The organism is Microbacterium sp. (assembly GCF_032084865.1).
Lineage (GTDB): Bacteria > Actinomycetota > Actinomycetes > Actinomycetales > Microbacteriaceae > Microbacterium.
Genome location: NZ_DAMDLU010000053.1, coordinates 1 through 15,855 on the forward strand (window position 1 = coordinate 1; position 15,855 = coordinate 15,855).

General features: G+C 68.7%; 19 protein-coding genes. 8 read left to right on the forward strand and 11 right to left on the reverse strand.

Annotated elements, in window-relative coordinates:
- Positions 1-278: 278 nt before the first annotated feature.
- Positions 279-434, reverse strand: a complete 156-nt coding sequence (locus tag RT309_RS07295; RefSeq protein ID WP_313356200.1) for a hypothetical protein — start codon at positions 432-434, stop codon at positions 279-281.
- 88 nt (positions 435-522) lie between these two features.
- Between RT309_RS07295 and RT309_RS07300 the strand changes: the two genes are divergently transcribed.
- The 4 genes from RT309_RS07300 to RT309_RS07315 all read left to right on the forward strand — a co-directional run bounded on the left by RT309_RS07300 (position 523) and on the right by RT309_RS07315 (position 3,531).
- Positions 523-858, forward strand: coding sequence for a PadR family transcriptional regulator (locus RT309_RS07300; protein WP_313356201.1), 336 nt, complete (start codon positions 523-525; stop codon positions 856-858).
- Positions 855-1,454 carry an HAAS signaling domain-containing protein gene (locus RT309_RS07305; protein ID WP_313356202.1) on the forward strand — a complete coding sequence of 200 codons (600 nt, stop codon included), beginning with the start codon at positions 855-857 and terminating at the stop codon, positions 1,452-1,454. The genes RT309_RS07300 and RT309_RS07305 overlap by 4 nt, the downstream gene beginning before the upstream one ends.
- 166 nt (positions 1,455-1,620) lie before the next feature.
- Positions 1,621-2,997, forward strand: coding sequence for a protein kinase domain-containing protein (locus RT309_RS07310; RefSeq protein WP_313356203.1), 1,377 nt, complete (start codon positions 1,621-1,623; stop codon positions 2,995-2,997).
- Between the two features lie 45 nt (positions 2,998-3,042).
- Positions 3,043-3,531 (forward strand): YajQ family cyclic di-GMP-binding protein, encoded by a 489-nt coding sequence (locus tag RT309_RS07315; protein WP_313356204.1) that lies wholly within the window; start codon positions 3,043-3,045, stop codon positions 3,529-3,531.
- A 407-nt stretch (positions 3,532-3,938) separates the two neighbouring features.
- Here the strand turns inward: RT309_RS07315 and RT309_RS07320 are convergent, their stop codons facing one another.
- Positions 3,939-4,721 (reverse strand): hypothetical protein, encoded by a 783-nt coding sequence (locus tag RT309_RS07320; protein WP_313356205.1) that lies wholly within the window; start codon positions 4,719-4,721, stop codon positions 3,939-3,941.
- A 200-nt stretch (positions 4,722-4,921) separates the two neighbouring features.
- Between RT309_RS07320 and RT309_RS07325 the strand changes: the two genes are divergently transcribed.
- Complete coding sequence (locus RT309_RS07325; RefSeq protein ID WP_313356206.1) at positions 4,922-6,019, forward strand: hypothetical protein; 1,098 nt, start codon at positions 4,922-4,924, stop codon at positions 6,017-6,019.
- Here RT309_RS07325 and RT309_RS07330 read toward each other — a convergent pair.
- From RT309_RS07330 to RT309_RS07340, 3 genes are read right to left on the reverse strand one after another with little or no spacing between them, the layout of a single operon-like run.
- A complete protein-coding gene (locus tag RT309_RS07330) occupies positions 5,976-6,443 on the reverse strand; it encodes a hypothetical protein (RefSeq protein WP_313356207.1) in 468 nt (155 codons plus the stop codon). The genes RT309_RS07325 and RT309_RS07330 overlap by 44 nt on opposite strands.
- The gene (locus tag RT309_RS07335; RefSeq protein ID WP_313356208.1) at positions 6,440-6,946 is read right to left on the reverse strand and encodes a hypothetical protein; all 507 of its coding nucleotides are present in this window, start codon (positions 6,944-6,946) and stop codon (positions 6,440-6,442) included. The genes RT309_RS07330 and RT309_RS07335 overlap by 4 nt, the downstream gene beginning before the upstream one ends.
- 28 nt (positions 6,947-6,974) lie before the next feature.
- On the reverse strand, positions 6,975-7,265 hold the full coding sequence (locus RT309_RS07340; protein ID WP_313356209.1) for a hypothetical protein: 291 nt from the start codon (positions 7,263-7,265) through the stop codon (positions 6,975-6,977).
- A 449-nt stretch (positions 7,266-7,714) separates the two neighbouring features.
- Between RT309_RS07340 and RT309_RS07345 the strand changes: the two genes are divergently transcribed.
- On the forward strand, positions 7,715-8,359 hold the full coding sequence (locus tag RT309_RS07345; protein WP_313356210.1) for a GntR family transcriptional regulator: 645 nt from the start codon (positions 7,715-7,717) through the stop codon (positions 8,357-8,359).
- Here RT309_RS07345 and RT309_RS07350 read toward each other — a convergent pair.
- The 5 genes from RT309_RS07350 to RT309_RS07370 all read right to left on the reverse strand — a co-directional run bounded on the left by RT309_RS07350 (position 8,352) and on the right by RT309_RS07370 (position 13,905).
- Positions 8,352-9,347 carry an alpha/beta hydrolase gene (locus RT309_RS07350; RefSeq protein WP_313356211.1) on the reverse strand — a complete coding sequence of 332 codons (996 nt, stop codon included), beginning with the start codon at positions 9,345-9,347 and terminating at the stop codon, positions 8,352-8,354. The genes RT309_RS07345 and RT309_RS07350 overlap by 8 nt on opposite strands.
- A 26-nt stretch (positions 9,348-9,373) precedes the next feature.
- Positions 9,374-10,747: an FAD-dependent oxidoreductase gene (locus RT309_RS07355; protein WP_313356212.1), complete on the reverse strand. Its 1,374-nt coding sequence runs from the start codon at positions 10,745-10,747 to the stop codon at positions 9,374-9,376.
- A 13-nt stretch (positions 10,748-10,760) separates the two neighbouring features.
- Entirely contained in the window at positions 10,761-11,822 is a 1,062-nt protein-coding gene (locus RT309_RS07360; protein ID WP_313356213.1) for a polyprenyl synthetase family protein, read from the reverse strand.
- Positions 11,823-11,880: 58 nt separating this feature from the next.
- Positions 11,881-13,149 carry an isochorismate synthase gene (locus tag RT309_RS07365; RefSeq protein WP_313356214.1) on the reverse strand — a complete coding sequence of 423 codons (1,269 nt, stop codon included), beginning with the start codon at positions 13,147-13,149 and terminating at the stop codon, positions 11,881-11,883.
- A gap of 201 nt (positions 13,150-13,350) precedes the next feature.
- On the reverse strand, positions 13,351-13,905 hold the full coding sequence (locus RT309_RS07370; protein WP_313356215.1) for a DUF402 domain-containing protein: 555 nt from the start codon (positions 13,903-13,905) through the stop codon (positions 13,351-13,353).
- Between the two features lie 53 nt (positions 13,906-13,958).
- Here RT309_RS07370 and ubiE point away from each other — a divergent pair, with 53 nt between their 5' ends.
- Positions 13,959-14,672, forward strand: coding sequence for a bifunctional demethylmenaquinone methyltransferase/2-methoxy-6-polyprenyl-1,4-benzoquinol methylase UbiE (gene ubiE / locus RT309_RS07375; RefSeq protein WP_313356216.1), 714 nt, complete (start codon positions 13,959-13,961; stop codon positions 14,670-14,672).
- On the opposite strand, the gene RT309_RS07380 is transcribed toward ubiE, so the two are convergent.
- The gene (locus RT309_RS07380; protein ID WP_313356217.1) at positions 14,673-15,527 is read right to left on the reverse strand and encodes a polyphosphate kinase 2 family protein; all 855 of its coding nucleotides are present in this window, start codon (positions 15,525-15,527) and stop codon (positions 14,673-14,675) included.
- A 97-nt stretch (positions 15,528-15,624) separates the two neighbouring features.
- On the opposite strand from RT309_RS07380, the gene RT309_RS07385 reads away from it, so the two are divergent.
- On the forward strand, positions 15,625-15,855 hold a 231-nt coding region (locus tag RT309_RS07385; protein ID WP_313356218.1), incomplete at its 3' end, for a hypothetical protein.

The window sequence follows — 15,855 nt, forward strand, 5'->3', positions numbered from 1 at the left end:
GGTCGGCGGGCGTCGCCGCAGCATCCGCGCTCGGCACATCCGCGCGTGCAGCGGCAGCGGCGTCGAGTCCCTCGTTGGCGCTGCCCACGACGTCGTCGACGTCGTGGTGCTGCTCGTTCTTCGGAACCTCGGGGTCACTCATGGGTTCGCCTCTCGTCGTAGATGCACCCCGAGGCTAACTCCCCGCACGTTTCACACCGCGAAGGCGTGCCGATATCTCCGCGATGTCACGTCGCGCGGCTCGTCGCTCAGGGCACTGCTGTCAGGGCACTGTGCTGTCAGGGAACTGTGCCATCGAGCAGCTGCCCCACCATGTAGAGCAGTCCGGGCCCCGCCGGCAACGACAGCCACACCAGCGCGCCCACGATCCCGGCGCACAGAAAGCCGACGATCCACGTGATCGCCAGGTTGCGCCCTCCGACCCGTGCTGCCATGCCCTCACCGTATGCCGAGGACGGGCCCGAGACGAGCATCCCTCGCCGTAGGCCCGCGTGTCTTGTCTCGCATGCTAGCTTGCCATGCATGACAGTCGACGTCGGGGCGCAGATGCGCAAAGGCGTCGTCGAGTACTGCGTGCTCGGGCTGCTCGCTCGCGAGCCGATGTACGGCTGGCAGCTCGCGGAGTCGCTCACCGAGGCGGGACTGATCGCCAGCATCGGAACCCTCTATCCGCTTCTTGCGCGACTGCGCGAGAACGGCTGGGTGTCGACATTCGACCAGCCCTCCGACACGGGGCCGGTGCGCCGCTATTACCGGCTGACACATACCGGCGTCGCTCAGCTGGCGCTCTTCCGGGCGCAGTGGGCACCCTTCGCTCGCACCGTCTCGTCGCTCGTCAGAGAGGAACGACCTTCATGACCACAGCCGCCGACTACCTCGAGCGTCTCGACGCGGCCCTCCGCGACGTGCCGCACGGCATCGCCTCCGAGATCCGCAACGGCATTGCCGAGGAGCTTGCTGGCCTCGCCCCGGACGCCGCGGCCCGCAGAATCGCCCAGCTCGGGGATCCTGCGGAGATCGCGCGCGAGGCGATTGATGCCGGGACGCCGAGTCCCGTCGCGCCGATCATCGCCGCCGTCCCCACGACGCGCCCCTCGCTCACGCGTTCCCGCGGCTACGCCGTCGCTGCCGCGATCGTGCTCGGGGTCGGCGGCTTCGTCGTTCCCTTCGCCGGGTGGTTCGCCGGGGTGGGGATGGTGCTCACCTGCGGCCTGTGGCGGACGTACGAGAAGCTCATCGCCGTGCTGCTGCCGTTCGCCACCTTCGCCCTGATCGCCGGCGTCTCGACGTTGACCAACTGGCTCAGCGCGCCTGCTGCCAGCGGCGAAGAGCTGAACCCACTCGTGCCGTTCGTGTTCACCGCCTGGCACTCGAGCATCCTGGTCGCTTTCGTGATGTTCCCCGCGTGCGGGCTGTGGCTGCTGCGACGGCTGCGTGGCCGCTCCCCGGCATGAGACTCAGGCAGCACGGCTCGGCTGACTGACGCAGGAGGCGGCGGCCCGCTCCCCCCGCCTGTTGCACGTTCGGACACCGTCGTCAAGGCGCAAGACGACCGCGCGCGCGGCGCCTAGCGTGAGCAGGGTCACGGCGCCCGAGTCGTGACGGATTGCGGAGTTGCCGATGGACACGATCGACGATGAGGCCACCGCTCCCCTCCTCGACGGGCGGTACCGACTCGACGGATGCGTGGGCAAGGGTGGCACCGCGATGGTCTATCGCGCCCAGGACATGCTGCTGCGGCGCACCGTCGCGATCAAGCTGCTGCGCGCCGACGACGAGATGCCGCTGGAATCCGAGCGGGTGCACAGTGAGACGGCGCTGCTGGCATCCCTCTCGCATCCCTCGCTCGTCGCCCTCTACGACGCCAAGCTCGATCTGCCCCACCCCCGCTATCTGGTGATGGAGTTCATCGACGGCCCGACGCTCGCCACCCATCTCATGCAGGGTCCGCTCAGCCGTCGCGAGGCGGCCGCGATCGGCCGCGACCTCGCCGACGCATTGCGGGTCGTGCACCAGCGTGACATCGTGCACCGCGACGTGAAGCCGTCGAACGTGCTGCTCGCGCGTGCCGACGGCGATGCAGGCTGGAACGCCAAGCTCACCGACTTCGGAATCGCCTTCCACCCCGACGAGGCGAGGCGCACCTCACCGGGGATCGCGATCGGCACAGCCGCGTACATGGCGCCCGAGCAGGTGCGGGCTGATCCGATCACGCCTGCCGCCGACATCTACTCGCTCGGCCTGGTGCTGCTCGAGTCGCTCACCGGCGAGCCCGCCTTCCCGCGCACTCGCGACGTGCAGACCGCGCTCGCCCGGCTGGTCAGCGAACCGAGCATCCCGGAGCAGCTCGGCACCGAGTGGGTGCACCTGCTGCGCCGGATGACCCACAGCGAGCCCGACCAGCGCCCGACGGCGGCCGAGGTCGTGCACGAGGTGTCGGTGATGTCGGCGGATGCCCGTGACGACACGACCGGAGTGCCGCACGACGTCACCGGAACGACGAAGGCGCTGCCGGCGGTCTCCATCGCCACTCCGGTGGCGCCGAAGATCGCGTCGGCGACGACTCCCGACGTTCAGGAGCGTCGGCCCCTGCGTCGTCGGACGATGGGCGCGTTCGCCGCCGCTGCCGCGGCGGCGGTCATGCTCGCGGGCGGGTGGATGGCCTGGCCGGCGGGCTCGCCGACGCCGACGGTCACCCCCGCGCAGGTCGCGGAGACGCCCGCTGCTCCGGATGCCGATCAGCCGGTCACCACGCCGATCGCCGAGACACCTGTCCAACAGGTGCAGCAGGCCGAGCCCGACCCGTCCGAGGTGCAGACCGCGGGCAGCACGACGGCGGACAACGCGACGGCGGACGACCCGAGCGGCAACCCGAATGCCGGCCCGGGGAACAACTCGGGAAGCTCACCCGAGACGAACTCCGGCAAGGCCGCCGGCAAGAGCGACTCTTCTCACGGCCAGGGCGACGGCAAGGGGAACGGCAAGAAGGACAAGTGATGCAGCGCCGCCAGCCTGTGCGACCGACGCTCTATGGTGGTAGTCATGGCTGACTCTTCGTTCGACATCGTCTCCAAGGTTGACCACCAGGAGGCGGACAACGCTCTCAACCAGGCGCGCAAGGAGATCGAGCAGCGCTACGACTTCAAGGGCACCGGCGCCTCGATCTCGTGGAGCGGCGAGCAGATCGTGATCGTCGCCAACTCGGAGGAGCGCGTGAACGCCGTGCTCGACGTGTTCCAGTCGAAGCTGATCAAGCGCGGCATCTCGCTGAAGAGCCTCGAATCGGGTGAGCCGGTCGCGAGCGGCAAGGAGTACCGCCTCACCTCGAGCCTCAAGGACGGCATCTCGAGCGAGAACGCGAAGAAGATCGGCAAGATCATCCGCGACGAGGGCCCGAAGGGCGTGAAGAGCCAGATCCAAGGCGACGAGCTGCGCGTGCAGTCCAAGAGCCGCGACGACCTGCAGGCCGTGATCGCGCTGCTCAAGGGCAGCGACCTCGACATCGACCTGCAGTTCATCAACTACCGGTAGCGGATAGCCGCAGCCGCCTCGCCGTCCACGTCGAGCTGCACACGCCCTTCGCTAATCCCGGGCGGGCGGGGGGTGCACCCCCCTCCCCCGCGTCCTCGGCCCTCCCGGAGGCATAGGGCCGATCTCTCCCCAGGGATTTTCCACTTTCCAGTTGGTAACACCGCAAGGCCATCTCGACACCCAGCTACCGTGGTGGACTTTCCAGCGCAATCCCTCTCCATGACGGCCGAGTTGCAGGCTGAGATCACCCGCGACGAAGAACCCCGTCTCGGCGAGCGAGACGATCTGTTCCGCGCCGCAACCGCTAGAACGCTCGGCGACCGTATCGTCCCGTACTGTGCGGCGTCACCGGCCCGGCGCGATCGGCCACACCTACGCGCGTACACACGTACGGCAAGGAGATGCTCCTAACGGCGGCGATGCAGTGCGCGACCAGACACGGTCGGACGTCCAGGTATTCGTGGTCGTGTCGGTGCTGGTGGCGCTGGCTTGAGATCCTCGATCGTGGCGACTATCCCCGGGAGACCTTGGCTTCGGTCGCGAAGGCTCTGCGCAACGAACTGGATGTCCTTCGAGAGCCGTTTCATTGGTGCCACCTCAGCAACGGAGGGTCCCCACGGAGACAACTCGAGAACGAACTCGTCCGCATATGACTCCGTGCGCTGCAGATCCGTGTAGATCGCCGCAACGGTGTACTCGGCCGGCACGGCTGCATTGCTGAGGGCGGCACGGGCATCGTCGAATGCGTACTTGAGCTCTTGACCCGGCGTCAGCATCTTTATGGGACGGGCTCCTGAGAACAGGTCGTTGAGTGCATCGATGGAATCCTGCGTAACCCGCCCTCCCGCACGCTGGAAGGCCGGCGAGCCGGTGAGGCGAACATCGCGGGCTGGCGAAGCCCCCACGTTCCGCACAACGACGTACACGGTTGAGTCGCCGCTCGAGTTCGAGTAGTCACGTTGAGCATGTCGTTCGAGCGCATACTCAATAATCACGACGGGACGAGAGATCTCCTTGTTGGACGCTGTGAGCAACTCGTTGGACCTCTTCAGCTCCCTGTTCGACTCCGCAAGTCCACCGAGTTGCTTCCACGCCACGTACAGGAGCACGGCTGCCACCAGGACGCCACCGAACGCCCACCATGCCTGCCACTCTGCGGCTGTCGGCCAGCCGTCCCATCGCCACCACATGGGCCGGAGTCTACTGGGACCACGCGCCGTGGAGATCCCGCGCATCCGTGCGCATCAATCCGCACCGTCTCCGATCGCGGTACCCGTAGTTGTAGATGCCGTCTGGCACCGCCGTTCCGTCGATGGCGCGCTAGTGAAGTCCCCCGCACCGTAGGCAGGTCGTTCCCCACGGGTTCCATCTGCGGCGCTACGCTCCAATCATGCCGACCCATGCGCCTTCAGTCGCCGGGGTCGCGCCCGCGGATGTCGCGGCCTGGATTGCGCTAGCGCTATCCGTGATCGGGTTGCTCGTCTCCGTTGTGCTTCGCTACCTCGACGGACCGCGCGCACGAATCCGCCTACGGGCCGTCTTGTTCGATGTTTCATTCGGCCCAACCACCACCTACAACAAGGGCGCCTGGCCGATTCCAACGAACGACGGCGATCGCCCGCGCTCGGTGCCAGCGTTCGGTGACGTAGTCGAAGTCGCGGAGATTGTCCTTGAGAACGTGGGGCGACACCCCATGACGGTTTACGACGTGGGGTTCTCGTGGAAGGGAGCCCGACCGAAGTGGTGGATGCCGCGAGTGAAGCACTCGGCGACCCCGCGTCCCCTCCTGCCCCAGCAGGCGGATGAGGAGAAGTTCTCTGCGGGCGACCGGTTCCGAATCGAGCCAGCAGACATGGTGCATCTTCTGGTCGACTACTGGGGCATCGTTCAACGCAGCCGCCCGAATCGACATGGTGTCATCAAGCTGCGTGCGCACGCTCAAGTTGCTGGCCGGCGCCGTCCGCGACGTTCCTCGCTGCGGCTCCGATGGGCGATCCGCGATGACACGAACACTGCGATCGGAGGCGCCGCGCGAATCCCAGCGCGAGCGGTCATCGCTCGAAGCGTCACCCTGTCGATCCTGTGGACGTCTGAGCACACCCCCATGAATGTCTCGTACCTGGCGCGTGAGCTCGAAGCGCACATCGGGGGCAAGTGGCCGACCGAATGGGCGCAGCAGTACCAGCTAGTCAGGAGCTTCTTCGACGAGCACGGCGACACGCACCTCGCCCTGTACGACGACCCAGATGGTCGGATAATGACGTCGACGCTCCCATTCGGCCTAGTTCGAGAGCTGGAAGAATGGAAGAGCGCGATCGACTGGGCAGACATCAGGTCTGAGTCGAAGACGCCGCGTGAAGAGGCGCCGGCCGAACCGGCTGAACAGCGGAGCACCTCCGGATCTCGAAGGGCACAGCGAGCCGCCGGACCGCCCAACGGTGCGGCTATCGCTGCAGGGCCTCACGAATCTCACGCAACACGGCGTTGACCGCTAGCTGAGACTCGAGAGCATCCTTCTTGAACTGGGGCATCTCTGGATCTTCGTACGCTGTGCGCAATCGCCCGTCGTCTCCGACGCGCTCCTCCCACAGGGTCGGAAGGCGCTCCGGCCCTAGGGCACCGATCAACGTGAGTGCCTCGGCTCCCAATCGTTTGACCTCTTCCGGAACCGTCGATCCACCTCGATTCAGGTTCTCTAGCAGCCGGGTGAGTGTTTGCAGTTCGAACATCAGATGTGCCTGTCGCAGTGCTTCACAGCGATCCTGCATAGCTACTTCCGCTGCTGCCGCCCGGTCCGCTTCTGCGATCTTCTGGGCGTTCGCTCTATCCTTCCCCGACACCACGAGGGCAACAATCGATGCACCCACGGCAGCGAGGACGGCCAGCAGCTGGATGATGTCGGAGAGGGTCATTCGCCCAGTGTGCCAGCGTCGAATCGTGGTCGCCTAGATCGCAGCGGCCGTCTTCTCGTCGCGACGCGCGGCCGCAGGCCCCGATGGAGCACTTTGCGCACGAGCTGCGCGCGCTTGTAGAAGTTCTCGGATCCCTCCATCGCATCGTCGCCGGGGTCGGGAAAGCTCTGCGACGTCGCGGCTCGCTCCCCCTCGTGGAGCTGCAGCCGGTGGAAGTAGGGCTGCGCCGCTACCCATGCCGCTCGGATCTTGTCGGCGCTGCCCGTCTCCATGAGCGTTTTGGTGGGATCCCAGAAGGCACCTGCGATCGCGACTTCTTCGAGGTAGTTCGAGTAGTTGCCGAGGGCGTTGGCATAGGCCCTGATGGCTGCCTCTGCGATCTCGTCAGCGTTGCGCTCCTCCCGCCTCGTCACGAGTCGGTTGGTGTACGCCGTCGCACCGAAGGCGGACACCAACCCCAGGCCGACGGGAACGACTACGTCGGGCACCCATTCGAAGGTCATAGGCGACACGATATCCCCGGCCGCGTGATCAGTACGGCCAGCCGAGGTACTCGACGGTAACGGACTCGATTTCGCGGATCCGCTCGACTGGCAGGAACGCCCGGCAGGCCAGAGTCAGTGTCTCAGAGTAGAGGCGCCCCTGGCGGCGTTCGCACGTCGTTCCACCCACGGAGACGACGATCGCAGGGTTGAGCCTGGGAAGGCCGCCAATACCCGGTTGAGGCTTGCCGACCAGCGCGACTACGAGCGAAGTCGTGTGGTACTCAGCGTTCGTCTCCAACTCCGCGGCGGTGATCGCCCACTCGTCAACCTCGACCATCCCTCAAAGGGCAACGAGCGATGTCCCGGACTGCGCTTCCCACTCGGCGCGCTGGGCAGAGTTCACGAACACTCCGACGACAGCGATCGCCACGAGCATGACGACCACAGCGATGAGTGTCGCACACCCCTTGGGCATGGCTGTTTGGCGCTGAGCAGGCATGGCACCCATCATGCCCGGCGAAGAACGTGATACGTGAGCACCTCGAAGAGTCGAGCTGCTGGGCGCGACGTGTCGCCGGCGGCCGTCTGCGACGCGTCGCCGAGGTCCTCCACGACGCGTCGCCGAGATCCTCCATGACGCGTCCACCAGGTTGACGCGACGCATCCCTCCTGCCGCTCAGCAGGCGGTGGCGAGGGCGCCGTGTCGCACCCCCTGGCTAGAATGCCGGTGTATGGGTTGTATGGGGCAACCCGGGGGACGCCGTCAGGCGTATTGGGGAGAGACACATGGTCGACGTCGAACGACCGCAGAGATCGGATCTCGCGGCGAAGAAGCAGCTGCTCGCCGAAGGGCTGTTCCACCTGATCGGTGAGCGGATCGTCAGCGGCGAGCTCGCTCCGGGAGCGCGGATCCGCGACAGCGAGCTGGCCGTCGAGCTGTCGGTGTCGCGCACCCCGGTGCGCGAGGCGCTGCAGCGGCTGGAGCGGATCGGTATGGTCACGATGTACCCGAGCAGGTACACCGAGGTCTCATCGATCACGTCCGATCAGGTCGAGACGGCGCACGTCTTCGCCGGGCTGCAGGCAAGCATCACCGCGCGCCTCGCCTGCCCGCTCCTGACACCGGGCGAGGTGAAGGCGGTCTGTCGACTCACTCGCGCCGTGGCCGCCGATGTGTCGGACACCGCCGCGACCGCGAGCGCGCGCCGTGCTCTGATCGAGTATCTGGCCGCGCGCTCGGGCAACGCGCTGCAGCAGGCGCTGATCGACGAGGTCGCCCTCGCGCTCGCCCGCGCCCTGAAGACGCACGAGGTGCCCGTCGAGCGACGTCCGTCGGTGATCAGCGCGTGCGCCGATCTGGAAGACGCGTTCCGACGCGGCGATGCGGATGCCGCAGAGCGGGCATGCCGGCAGATGTACTGGATCACCTGACGGAGGTGAGCGCCCAGCCGCGCGCCCAGCGGTCGAGGCGCGCGTACGCCTCGGTGCGCACATCACGGCGCGACAGGAAGACGTCGTGTAGCGCTCCATCGAGCCGCTCGACGGTCACCGAGCGACCGAGCTTGAGAGCGGCTCGGGCGATGTCGTCCACGACGAGCACGCTGTCGGCCGAGGTCAGCTCGTCCGACCATCGCGTGGGCAGGGCTGATCGCGCCGAGAGCAGCACGCAGATCGGCACCTCGATGTCGAGCCCCCGTGACACGGCGGCGTGCCCGGCGAGCACCGCGCTCAGCCAGGCGGCGTGCACGGTCATCGCCTGCTCCGGCCGCCATTCGGGGTTCACGTCGACCGGATCGTCGGGGTCGGCCACCTCGCGCTGCGCCCGCGTGTAGAAGCCGAGGTCGACCTGAGGGGCCGCGTCCATCGGGCGCAGCCGCGCCTGCAGCTCGACCATCGGGGTGATCGCCGCCCGCGCCGCACCGAGCTGGAATTCCAGCCACGGGGCGTTGAGCACCACCGCGTCGACCTTTCCCGGATGCCGCGAAGCCCAGAGACTGAGAATCAGCCCGCCGGTGGAGTGGCCGAGCAGCACGAGACGCCGCCCCCCGGCATCCCCCCTGGCCGTCAGCGCCGCCGCGATGTCGGCGTCGTACTCCGCGAGATCTGTCACGTATCCCGGTGTCTGGCCCGGCCGCAGGCTGCGGCCGTACTTGCGCAGGTCGAGTGCGAAGAACCGCGCACCGCGATCGGTCCAGAATCGGGCGAGCCGCTTCTGGAAGAAGTAGTCCGACCAGCCGTGCACGTAGAGCACGTCGACGTCGGCGAGCGGTCGGCGATCGCCACCCGGCCGCCACCACGGGACGGGTTCGGGCAGCGCCCGCACGACGGTCGCGACGATCTGGCCCTCGACGTCGTCTCCCAGCGGCAGCGTGAGCTGCTGGAAGCCCTCACCGAGGACATCGGGAACCCACTCGGCCATGCCTTCAACCTAGCGGGCGCGCGAGCTCACTCGCCGCGCGAGACGCGCACCATCTCGTCGCGAGGCACGAGCTTCACGCGAGCACGCTCATGCGGAGCGCCGAGCTCGATCTCGTGCGCATCCAGACGGTGCCAGCCGTCGAGGTCGGTCCAGGCCACGCCACGCTCGGCGAGCAGCGCCGGAATAGCCTCGTCGGAGGGATCCTCCGGCTGCCACCACGAGCCCTGGTCGTTGATGAGGTGACGCACGGTCTCCATGGCATCCGACTTGGTGTGGCCGATCAGGCCGACCGGACCGCGCTTGATCCAGCCGGTGGCGTAGATGCCGGGCACCCGCTGGTTCGACTTCGTCTCGAGCACCTGACCCTCGCGGTTGGGGATCACACCGTGCTTCTTGTCGAACGGCACACCGGGCAGCGGCGAGCCGAAGTAGCCGATCGCGCGGTACAGCGCCTGCATCGGCACTTCGCGCAGCTCGCCGGTGCCGATCGCGCCGCCGGCGCCGTCGGACTCGGTTCGCTCGTAGACGAGCGCCGCGACGCGGCCGTTCTCATCCGTCTTCACCTCGACCGGGCGGGCCCAGAAGTGCAGGTGCAGACGGCGGGATGCCGTGCCGCCGGCGTTGTTCGCGGAGTCGAGCTTGCGCCACGACTGCATGACGCGATCCATCACCATGACCTGCTTGTTGCTGGTGACGGCCTGACGCGAGGCCTCGTCGTAGTCGAAGTCCTCGTCGTACACCACCATGTCGACGTCGCGCAGCTCCCCCAGCTCGCGCAGCTCGAGCGGGGTGAACTTCACCTGCGCGGGGCCACGACGCCCAAACACGTGCACGTCGGTGATGCGGCTGGCCTTCAGGCCCTGGTAGACGTTGTCCGGCACCTCGGTGACCAGCAGGTCATCGGCGTGCTTGGCGAGCATGCGCGCGACGTCGAGCGCGACGTTGCCGTTGCCGATGACGCCGACCGACTCGGCATCCAGACTCCACTCGCGGGGGACATCCGGATGCCCGTCGAACCAGCTCACGTACTCGGCGGCGCCGAACGAGTGGTCGGCGTCGATGCCGGGGATGTCGAGCGACGAGTCGCGCACGGCGCCGGTGGCGAAGATCACGGCGTTGTAGTGGCGCTTGAGGTCGTCGATCGTGATGTCGGTGCCGAAGCGCACGTTGCCGAACAGGCGGATGTCGCCGCGGTCGAGCACGTCGCGCAACGCGGTGATGATCCCCTTGATCCGCGGATGGTCGGGTGCCACACCGTAGCGGACCAGCCCGTACGGTGCGGGCAGCTGCTCGAACAGATCGATGGAGACATCGAACCTGCGCTCCGCCTTGAGCAGGAGGTCGGCGGCGTAGATGCCTGCCGGTCCCGCCCCGACGATGGCCAGCTTGAGCTTCGTCATAGGGTTCCTTCCGTCAGCTGCTGCGATCAGCGAGTGTCTCCGCGAAGCGGGTCAGCGCGTCGCGCACGGTGCCCTTGGGCAGCGGCGCGAGCGCGGCGACGGCGTCGGCCGTCCACGTGCGGGCGAGAGTCAGAGTCCGGGCGGTGGCGTCGTTGTCACGCAGCTCGGCGAGCGGCGCGTCGAGCACCGAAGGGTCCGCGCCCTCGGCGATGCGCGCCACGCCCTCATCGATGCGGCGTGCGAGGTCGACGTCGTCAGGAGCGGTGCTCGTCTTCAGCAGCAGCGACGGCATCGTCGGCACACCGGCGCGCAGGTCGGTGCCGGGCACCTTGCCGGTCTCCTCGGCGTCGGCCGACAGGTCGATCACGTCGTCGAGCAGCTGGAACGCCACCCCCACCTTCTCGCCGTAGACGCGCAGCGGCTCTTCGAACTCGGCCGGCGCGTTCGAGAAGATCGCACCGCCCTGCGTCGCCGCGGCGATCAGCGAGCCGGTCTTATCGGCCAGCACCTGGATGTAGAAGTCGATCGGGTCATCGTCCGGCTGCGCCCCCACGGTCTCGCGGAGCTGGCCGAGCACGAGCCGCTCGAAGGTGTCGGCCTGCAGGCGCATCGCGCGGTCGCCGTACCGGGCCATGATCTGACTAGCGCGCGAGAACAGGATGTCTCCGGTGAGGATGGCGACGTTGTTGCCCCACACCGCGTGCGCTGCGGGTACGCCCCGGCGGGTGTCGGCGCCGTCCATGACGTCGTCGTGGTATAGCGAGCCCAGGTGCGTGAGCTCGAGCGCCTTGGCCACATCGATCACCGCGTCGGTGCCGCCGTCGCCGAGCTCGGCGGTGAGCAGGGTGAGCACCGGCCGGATGCGCTTGCCGCCGGCCTCGTAGAGGTAGCGAGCTGCGGCATCCGCGATGGAGTTCGCGACCGTGACCTCTTCGGCGATGCCCGCCTCGACCAGGTCGAGACCGGCCTCGATGCGCGAGGCGATGCGCCGCGCGCCAGGGCCGAGGAAGATGCGGTCGCTGAAGCCGAGCCGGCTCGCCAGTCGCGTGCCCGGGGTCGCGGGGCCTGAAGTCACGTGTTCAACCCTACCTTCGCGACAGGGTGTGACGGCACGACGGGCGGGCAGAAGACGATCACGCGAGCGCGTCGACGAGCGGTCGGAATTTCACGCGTGTCTCGAGCAGCTCCGACTCCGGTTCGCTGCCCGCGACGATGCCCGCACCGGCGTACGCCGTGACCCGCCTCGCACCGGATGCCGTGCGAGGTGCCTCACCGAACTGGGCGCAGCGCAGCGCGATCGCCCACTCGCCGTCCCCGGCGGCGTCGATCCACCCGACCGGCCCGGCGTAGCGCCCCCGATCGAACGGCTCGATGCGGCGGATCGCGGCGATCGCGGCATCCGTCGGCGTCCCGGCGACAGCAGCGGTGGGGTGCATCGCCCCGACCAGATCGAGCGACGACGCGCCGTCGCTGAGGCTCCCGGCGACGTCGGTCGCGAGATGGAAGAGATTGGGCAGCTCGAGTACGAACGGCTCGGCGTCGGCTTCGAGAGCGCTGGTGTGCGGGTCGAGCGCGGCGAGAACGCTCTGCACCGCGTAACGGTGCTCGTCGAGGTCTTTGCCGCTCGCGGCGAGCGCGGCGGACGCCGTGTGATCCTGCGACGGATCGGCTCCCCGAGCCGCGGTGCCTGCCAGCACCCGCGCGGTGACCACTCGCTCGTGCGACGTGACCAGAGTCTCGGGGCTCGCGCCGATGAGACCGTCGACGGCGAACGTCCACGTGTCGGGATACCCGGTCGACAGCGCGCGCACGAGGCGGCGCAGGTCGGCGTCGCCGGGCACCGTGCCGGTCAGATCGCGGGCGAGCACGACCTTGCTGTACGCGCCGGCGGCGATCTCGTCGAGCGCTCGGCGCACGGCATCCTGATACCCCTGCGGCGTCTGCGCGCCCGGTCCGACACGGCCCGCCCAGTGCGGACCGAAGGCGACCGGGTCGGGAGTCGGAGCGAAATCCGCGTCGGATGCCGGACGGATGCGGGTGACCCAGCTGCGTCCGTCGCGCAGCCCGATCACCGTCTGCGGCACGAGCAGCACGCTGTCGGATGACGAGTCCTCGTCGAAGGCCAGCGCCCCGAAGCCGACGAGCCCGGTGCCCGGGAGGCGCACCTGGTCGTCGATGTGGGCACGGGCGGTGGTCTCACGCCAGGCGTCGGCGATGACGTCGCTGCGCAGGCGTCCGGCACCCGCCGGGACGCGGATGACGGCGGCGATCCCGTCGCCTGCGGCCACGATCCCCTCGCCACGACGAAGCCAGGCCAGGGGCCGGACGGCGGAGGTGTGTGCCAGCAGATCCCCGACGGGTGGGATCTCGCGGGTCTCGGCGACCAGGCGGATGCTGCTCACCCGTACAGCCTATCCGTCGCGCGCGGCGGCGGCGGTCGCGGCGACGGGCGTGACGCGTCGGTGCCGGCACGTCGGAGGTGGTGACGTTTCGGGGGCCGACACTCCACATGTCGGCCGGTTCCCCGCATCCCGTCCGACATCTGGAGTGTCGGCCCCCGGTTCGTACCGGACGGGAGGCGGGGTGGGTGCCTGCGGCGGATGTCAGCGGTCGAGGCCGAGGGCGATCAGGCGGTCGATCCACGGGTCGGCGGTGGCGTCGTCGAACGGGGCGAGCTGCGCGCGCACCTGCTGCTCGAGTTCGAGGGCGCGGGCCTCGAGGTGGGTCACGACCTCGACCGGGTAGCCGTACCGGATGCTGTGCTCGGCCCACTCGTCGCGGTCGTCGACATAGGTGCCCTGCTCGTTGAGGCGGCGCACCACGTCGAGGTCCATGTCGATCGCCGTCGACGGGAGAGAGTCGTCGCTCCAGCGCACGCCCCACGCCAGGTCGATGTACACGCGCAGGTCGCGCGGGTGCCCGCGGTGCACGGTGAGCGCGAAGTCGGTGTGATCGCGGGGCACGAGCGTGACGTTCGGCGACTCGGCGATGAAGTCGGCACCGGGTCGGTGGCTGCGCCAGCCGATCGGCTGGCCGACCCAGTCGCCCCACCCGTCGGCGCCCAGGTAGACGACGTGGTTGTTCCAGTGCGGCGAGCCGTCCCACTTGCGCCAGGCCATGACCATCGGTGTTCCCGGCTCGGGGCGGTTCGCACTCACCCGGCGAGTCTATGCCCGCCCTCCGTCCAGCCGCCCGCGCCTAGGATCGAAGGATGCAGCCGAACCGCGCCGATCTCGGCAAGAGCCCCTCCCGTGTCAGCGGCATGTTCGACCAGGTCGCGAAGGGATACGACCGCACGAACACGGTCATGACCCTCGGCAACGACGCGCTGTGGCGGGCGGCGACGACCCGCGCGGTCGCGCCGAAGCGCGGCGAGCGGATCCTCGATCTGGCCGCGGGCACGGCATCCTCCTCCGCCTCCCTCGCCGCGAGCGGAGCGCACGTCGCCGCCGCCGACTTCTCCCCCGGCATGCTGGCGGAGGGCCGCCGCAGGCACGGGCACCTGCACAACATCACCTTCGTCGAGGCGGATGCCACGGATCTGCCGTTCGGCGACGAGGAGTTCGACGCGGTCACCATGTCGTACGGGCTGCGCAACGTGCAGGATCCGAAGAAGGCGCTGCGCGAGCTGCTGCGCGTCACCAAGCCCGGCGGGCGCATGGTGATCAACGAGTTCTCGACCCCTCCCGGCCGGTTCTTCCGCGGGTTCTACAACTTCTACAACGCGCAGGTGCTGCCGAGGGTCGCGCGTCTCGCCGGCACCAACGGCGACGCGTACGACTACCTGAACGAGTCGATCCGCGACTGGCCCGACCAGCGCACACTGGCGGCGTGGATCCGCGAGGCGGGCTGGACGGATGTCGAGTACCGCAACCTCTCGTTCGGCATCGTCGCGCTGCACCGCGCTCGCAAGCCCCTGGCCTGACTAGCCGGCGGCGAGGCGCTTCTTCTCCGCCTCGACGTCGTAGTCGGCGGCCGGCCACTGCGGGTCGATGTCTTCCAGGGCGTCGATGAGCAGCTCCTGCACGGCCAGGCGCGCGTACCACTTGTGGTTCGACGGCACGACGTACCAGGGCGCATCCGGTGTCGAGGTGCGGTCGAACACGGTCTGGTAGGCATCCATGTATTCGTGCCAGCGCATCCGCTCGTCGACGTCGCCGGGGTTGTACTTCCAGTGCTTGTCGGGCCGGTCCAGCCGCTCCATCAGCCGATCCTTCTGCTCATCGGGTGAGATGTGCAGCATGACCTTGACGATGCGGGTTCCGGATGCTGCGATGCGGCGCTCGAAGTCGACGATCGCGCCGTACCGGCGCTCGATCTCGGCCTCGTCGGCGAGGCCGCGCACACGGCCGATCAGCACATCCTCGTAGTGCGAGCGATCGAAGACGCCGATCATGCCCGGCCGCGGCAGGCGCTTCTCGACGCGCCAGAGGAAGTCGTGCGCGAGCTCCTCTTCGGTGGGCGCCTTGAACGCGGCGAGGTCCACGCCCTGCGGGTCGACCCCGCCGACGACGTGCCGCACGATCCCGCCTTTGCCGGCGGTGTCCATCGCCTGCAGCACGAGCAGCACCGCGTCGTGCCCGTCGCCCACATGGCTGGCCGCGAACAGCCGCTCCTGCAGTTCGTCGAGGTGCTGCTCGCGCTCCTCGAGCAGCGCGGTACCGCTGCCCTTGCCGCCGGCGAAGCCGGGGTGCGCGTCGGCGTCGACGTCGGCGAGCGCGAAGCCCTCGCGCACTCGGAGCAGTTCTGCCGGTTCGGTCGTCCACGCGTGCGTCGCCATGCAGACATCATGCCCCTGCGAGGCGCGACCGCGCAGTGCGCCGCACGGAGCGAGCCTGCGAGTCGAAGTGTCGGTGGCCTGCTTCACAATCGGATGCATGGACACCGTTCTCGTCATCGTCATCGCGCTGGTCGCCGCCGCCCTCGCCGGAGCACTCGGCTTCGTGGTCGGCTCTCAGCGCGGTCGCGCGGCCGACGACGATCAGCGTGCCGAGGCGACGGCTGCGCGACTGCGCGTCACCGCGCTCGAGCGGGATGCCGAGGCGCTGCGCGCCGAGACCGCCTCTCGCGTGCAGGAGGAGCGGGTGCTGGCCGATCGGCGGGTCGCC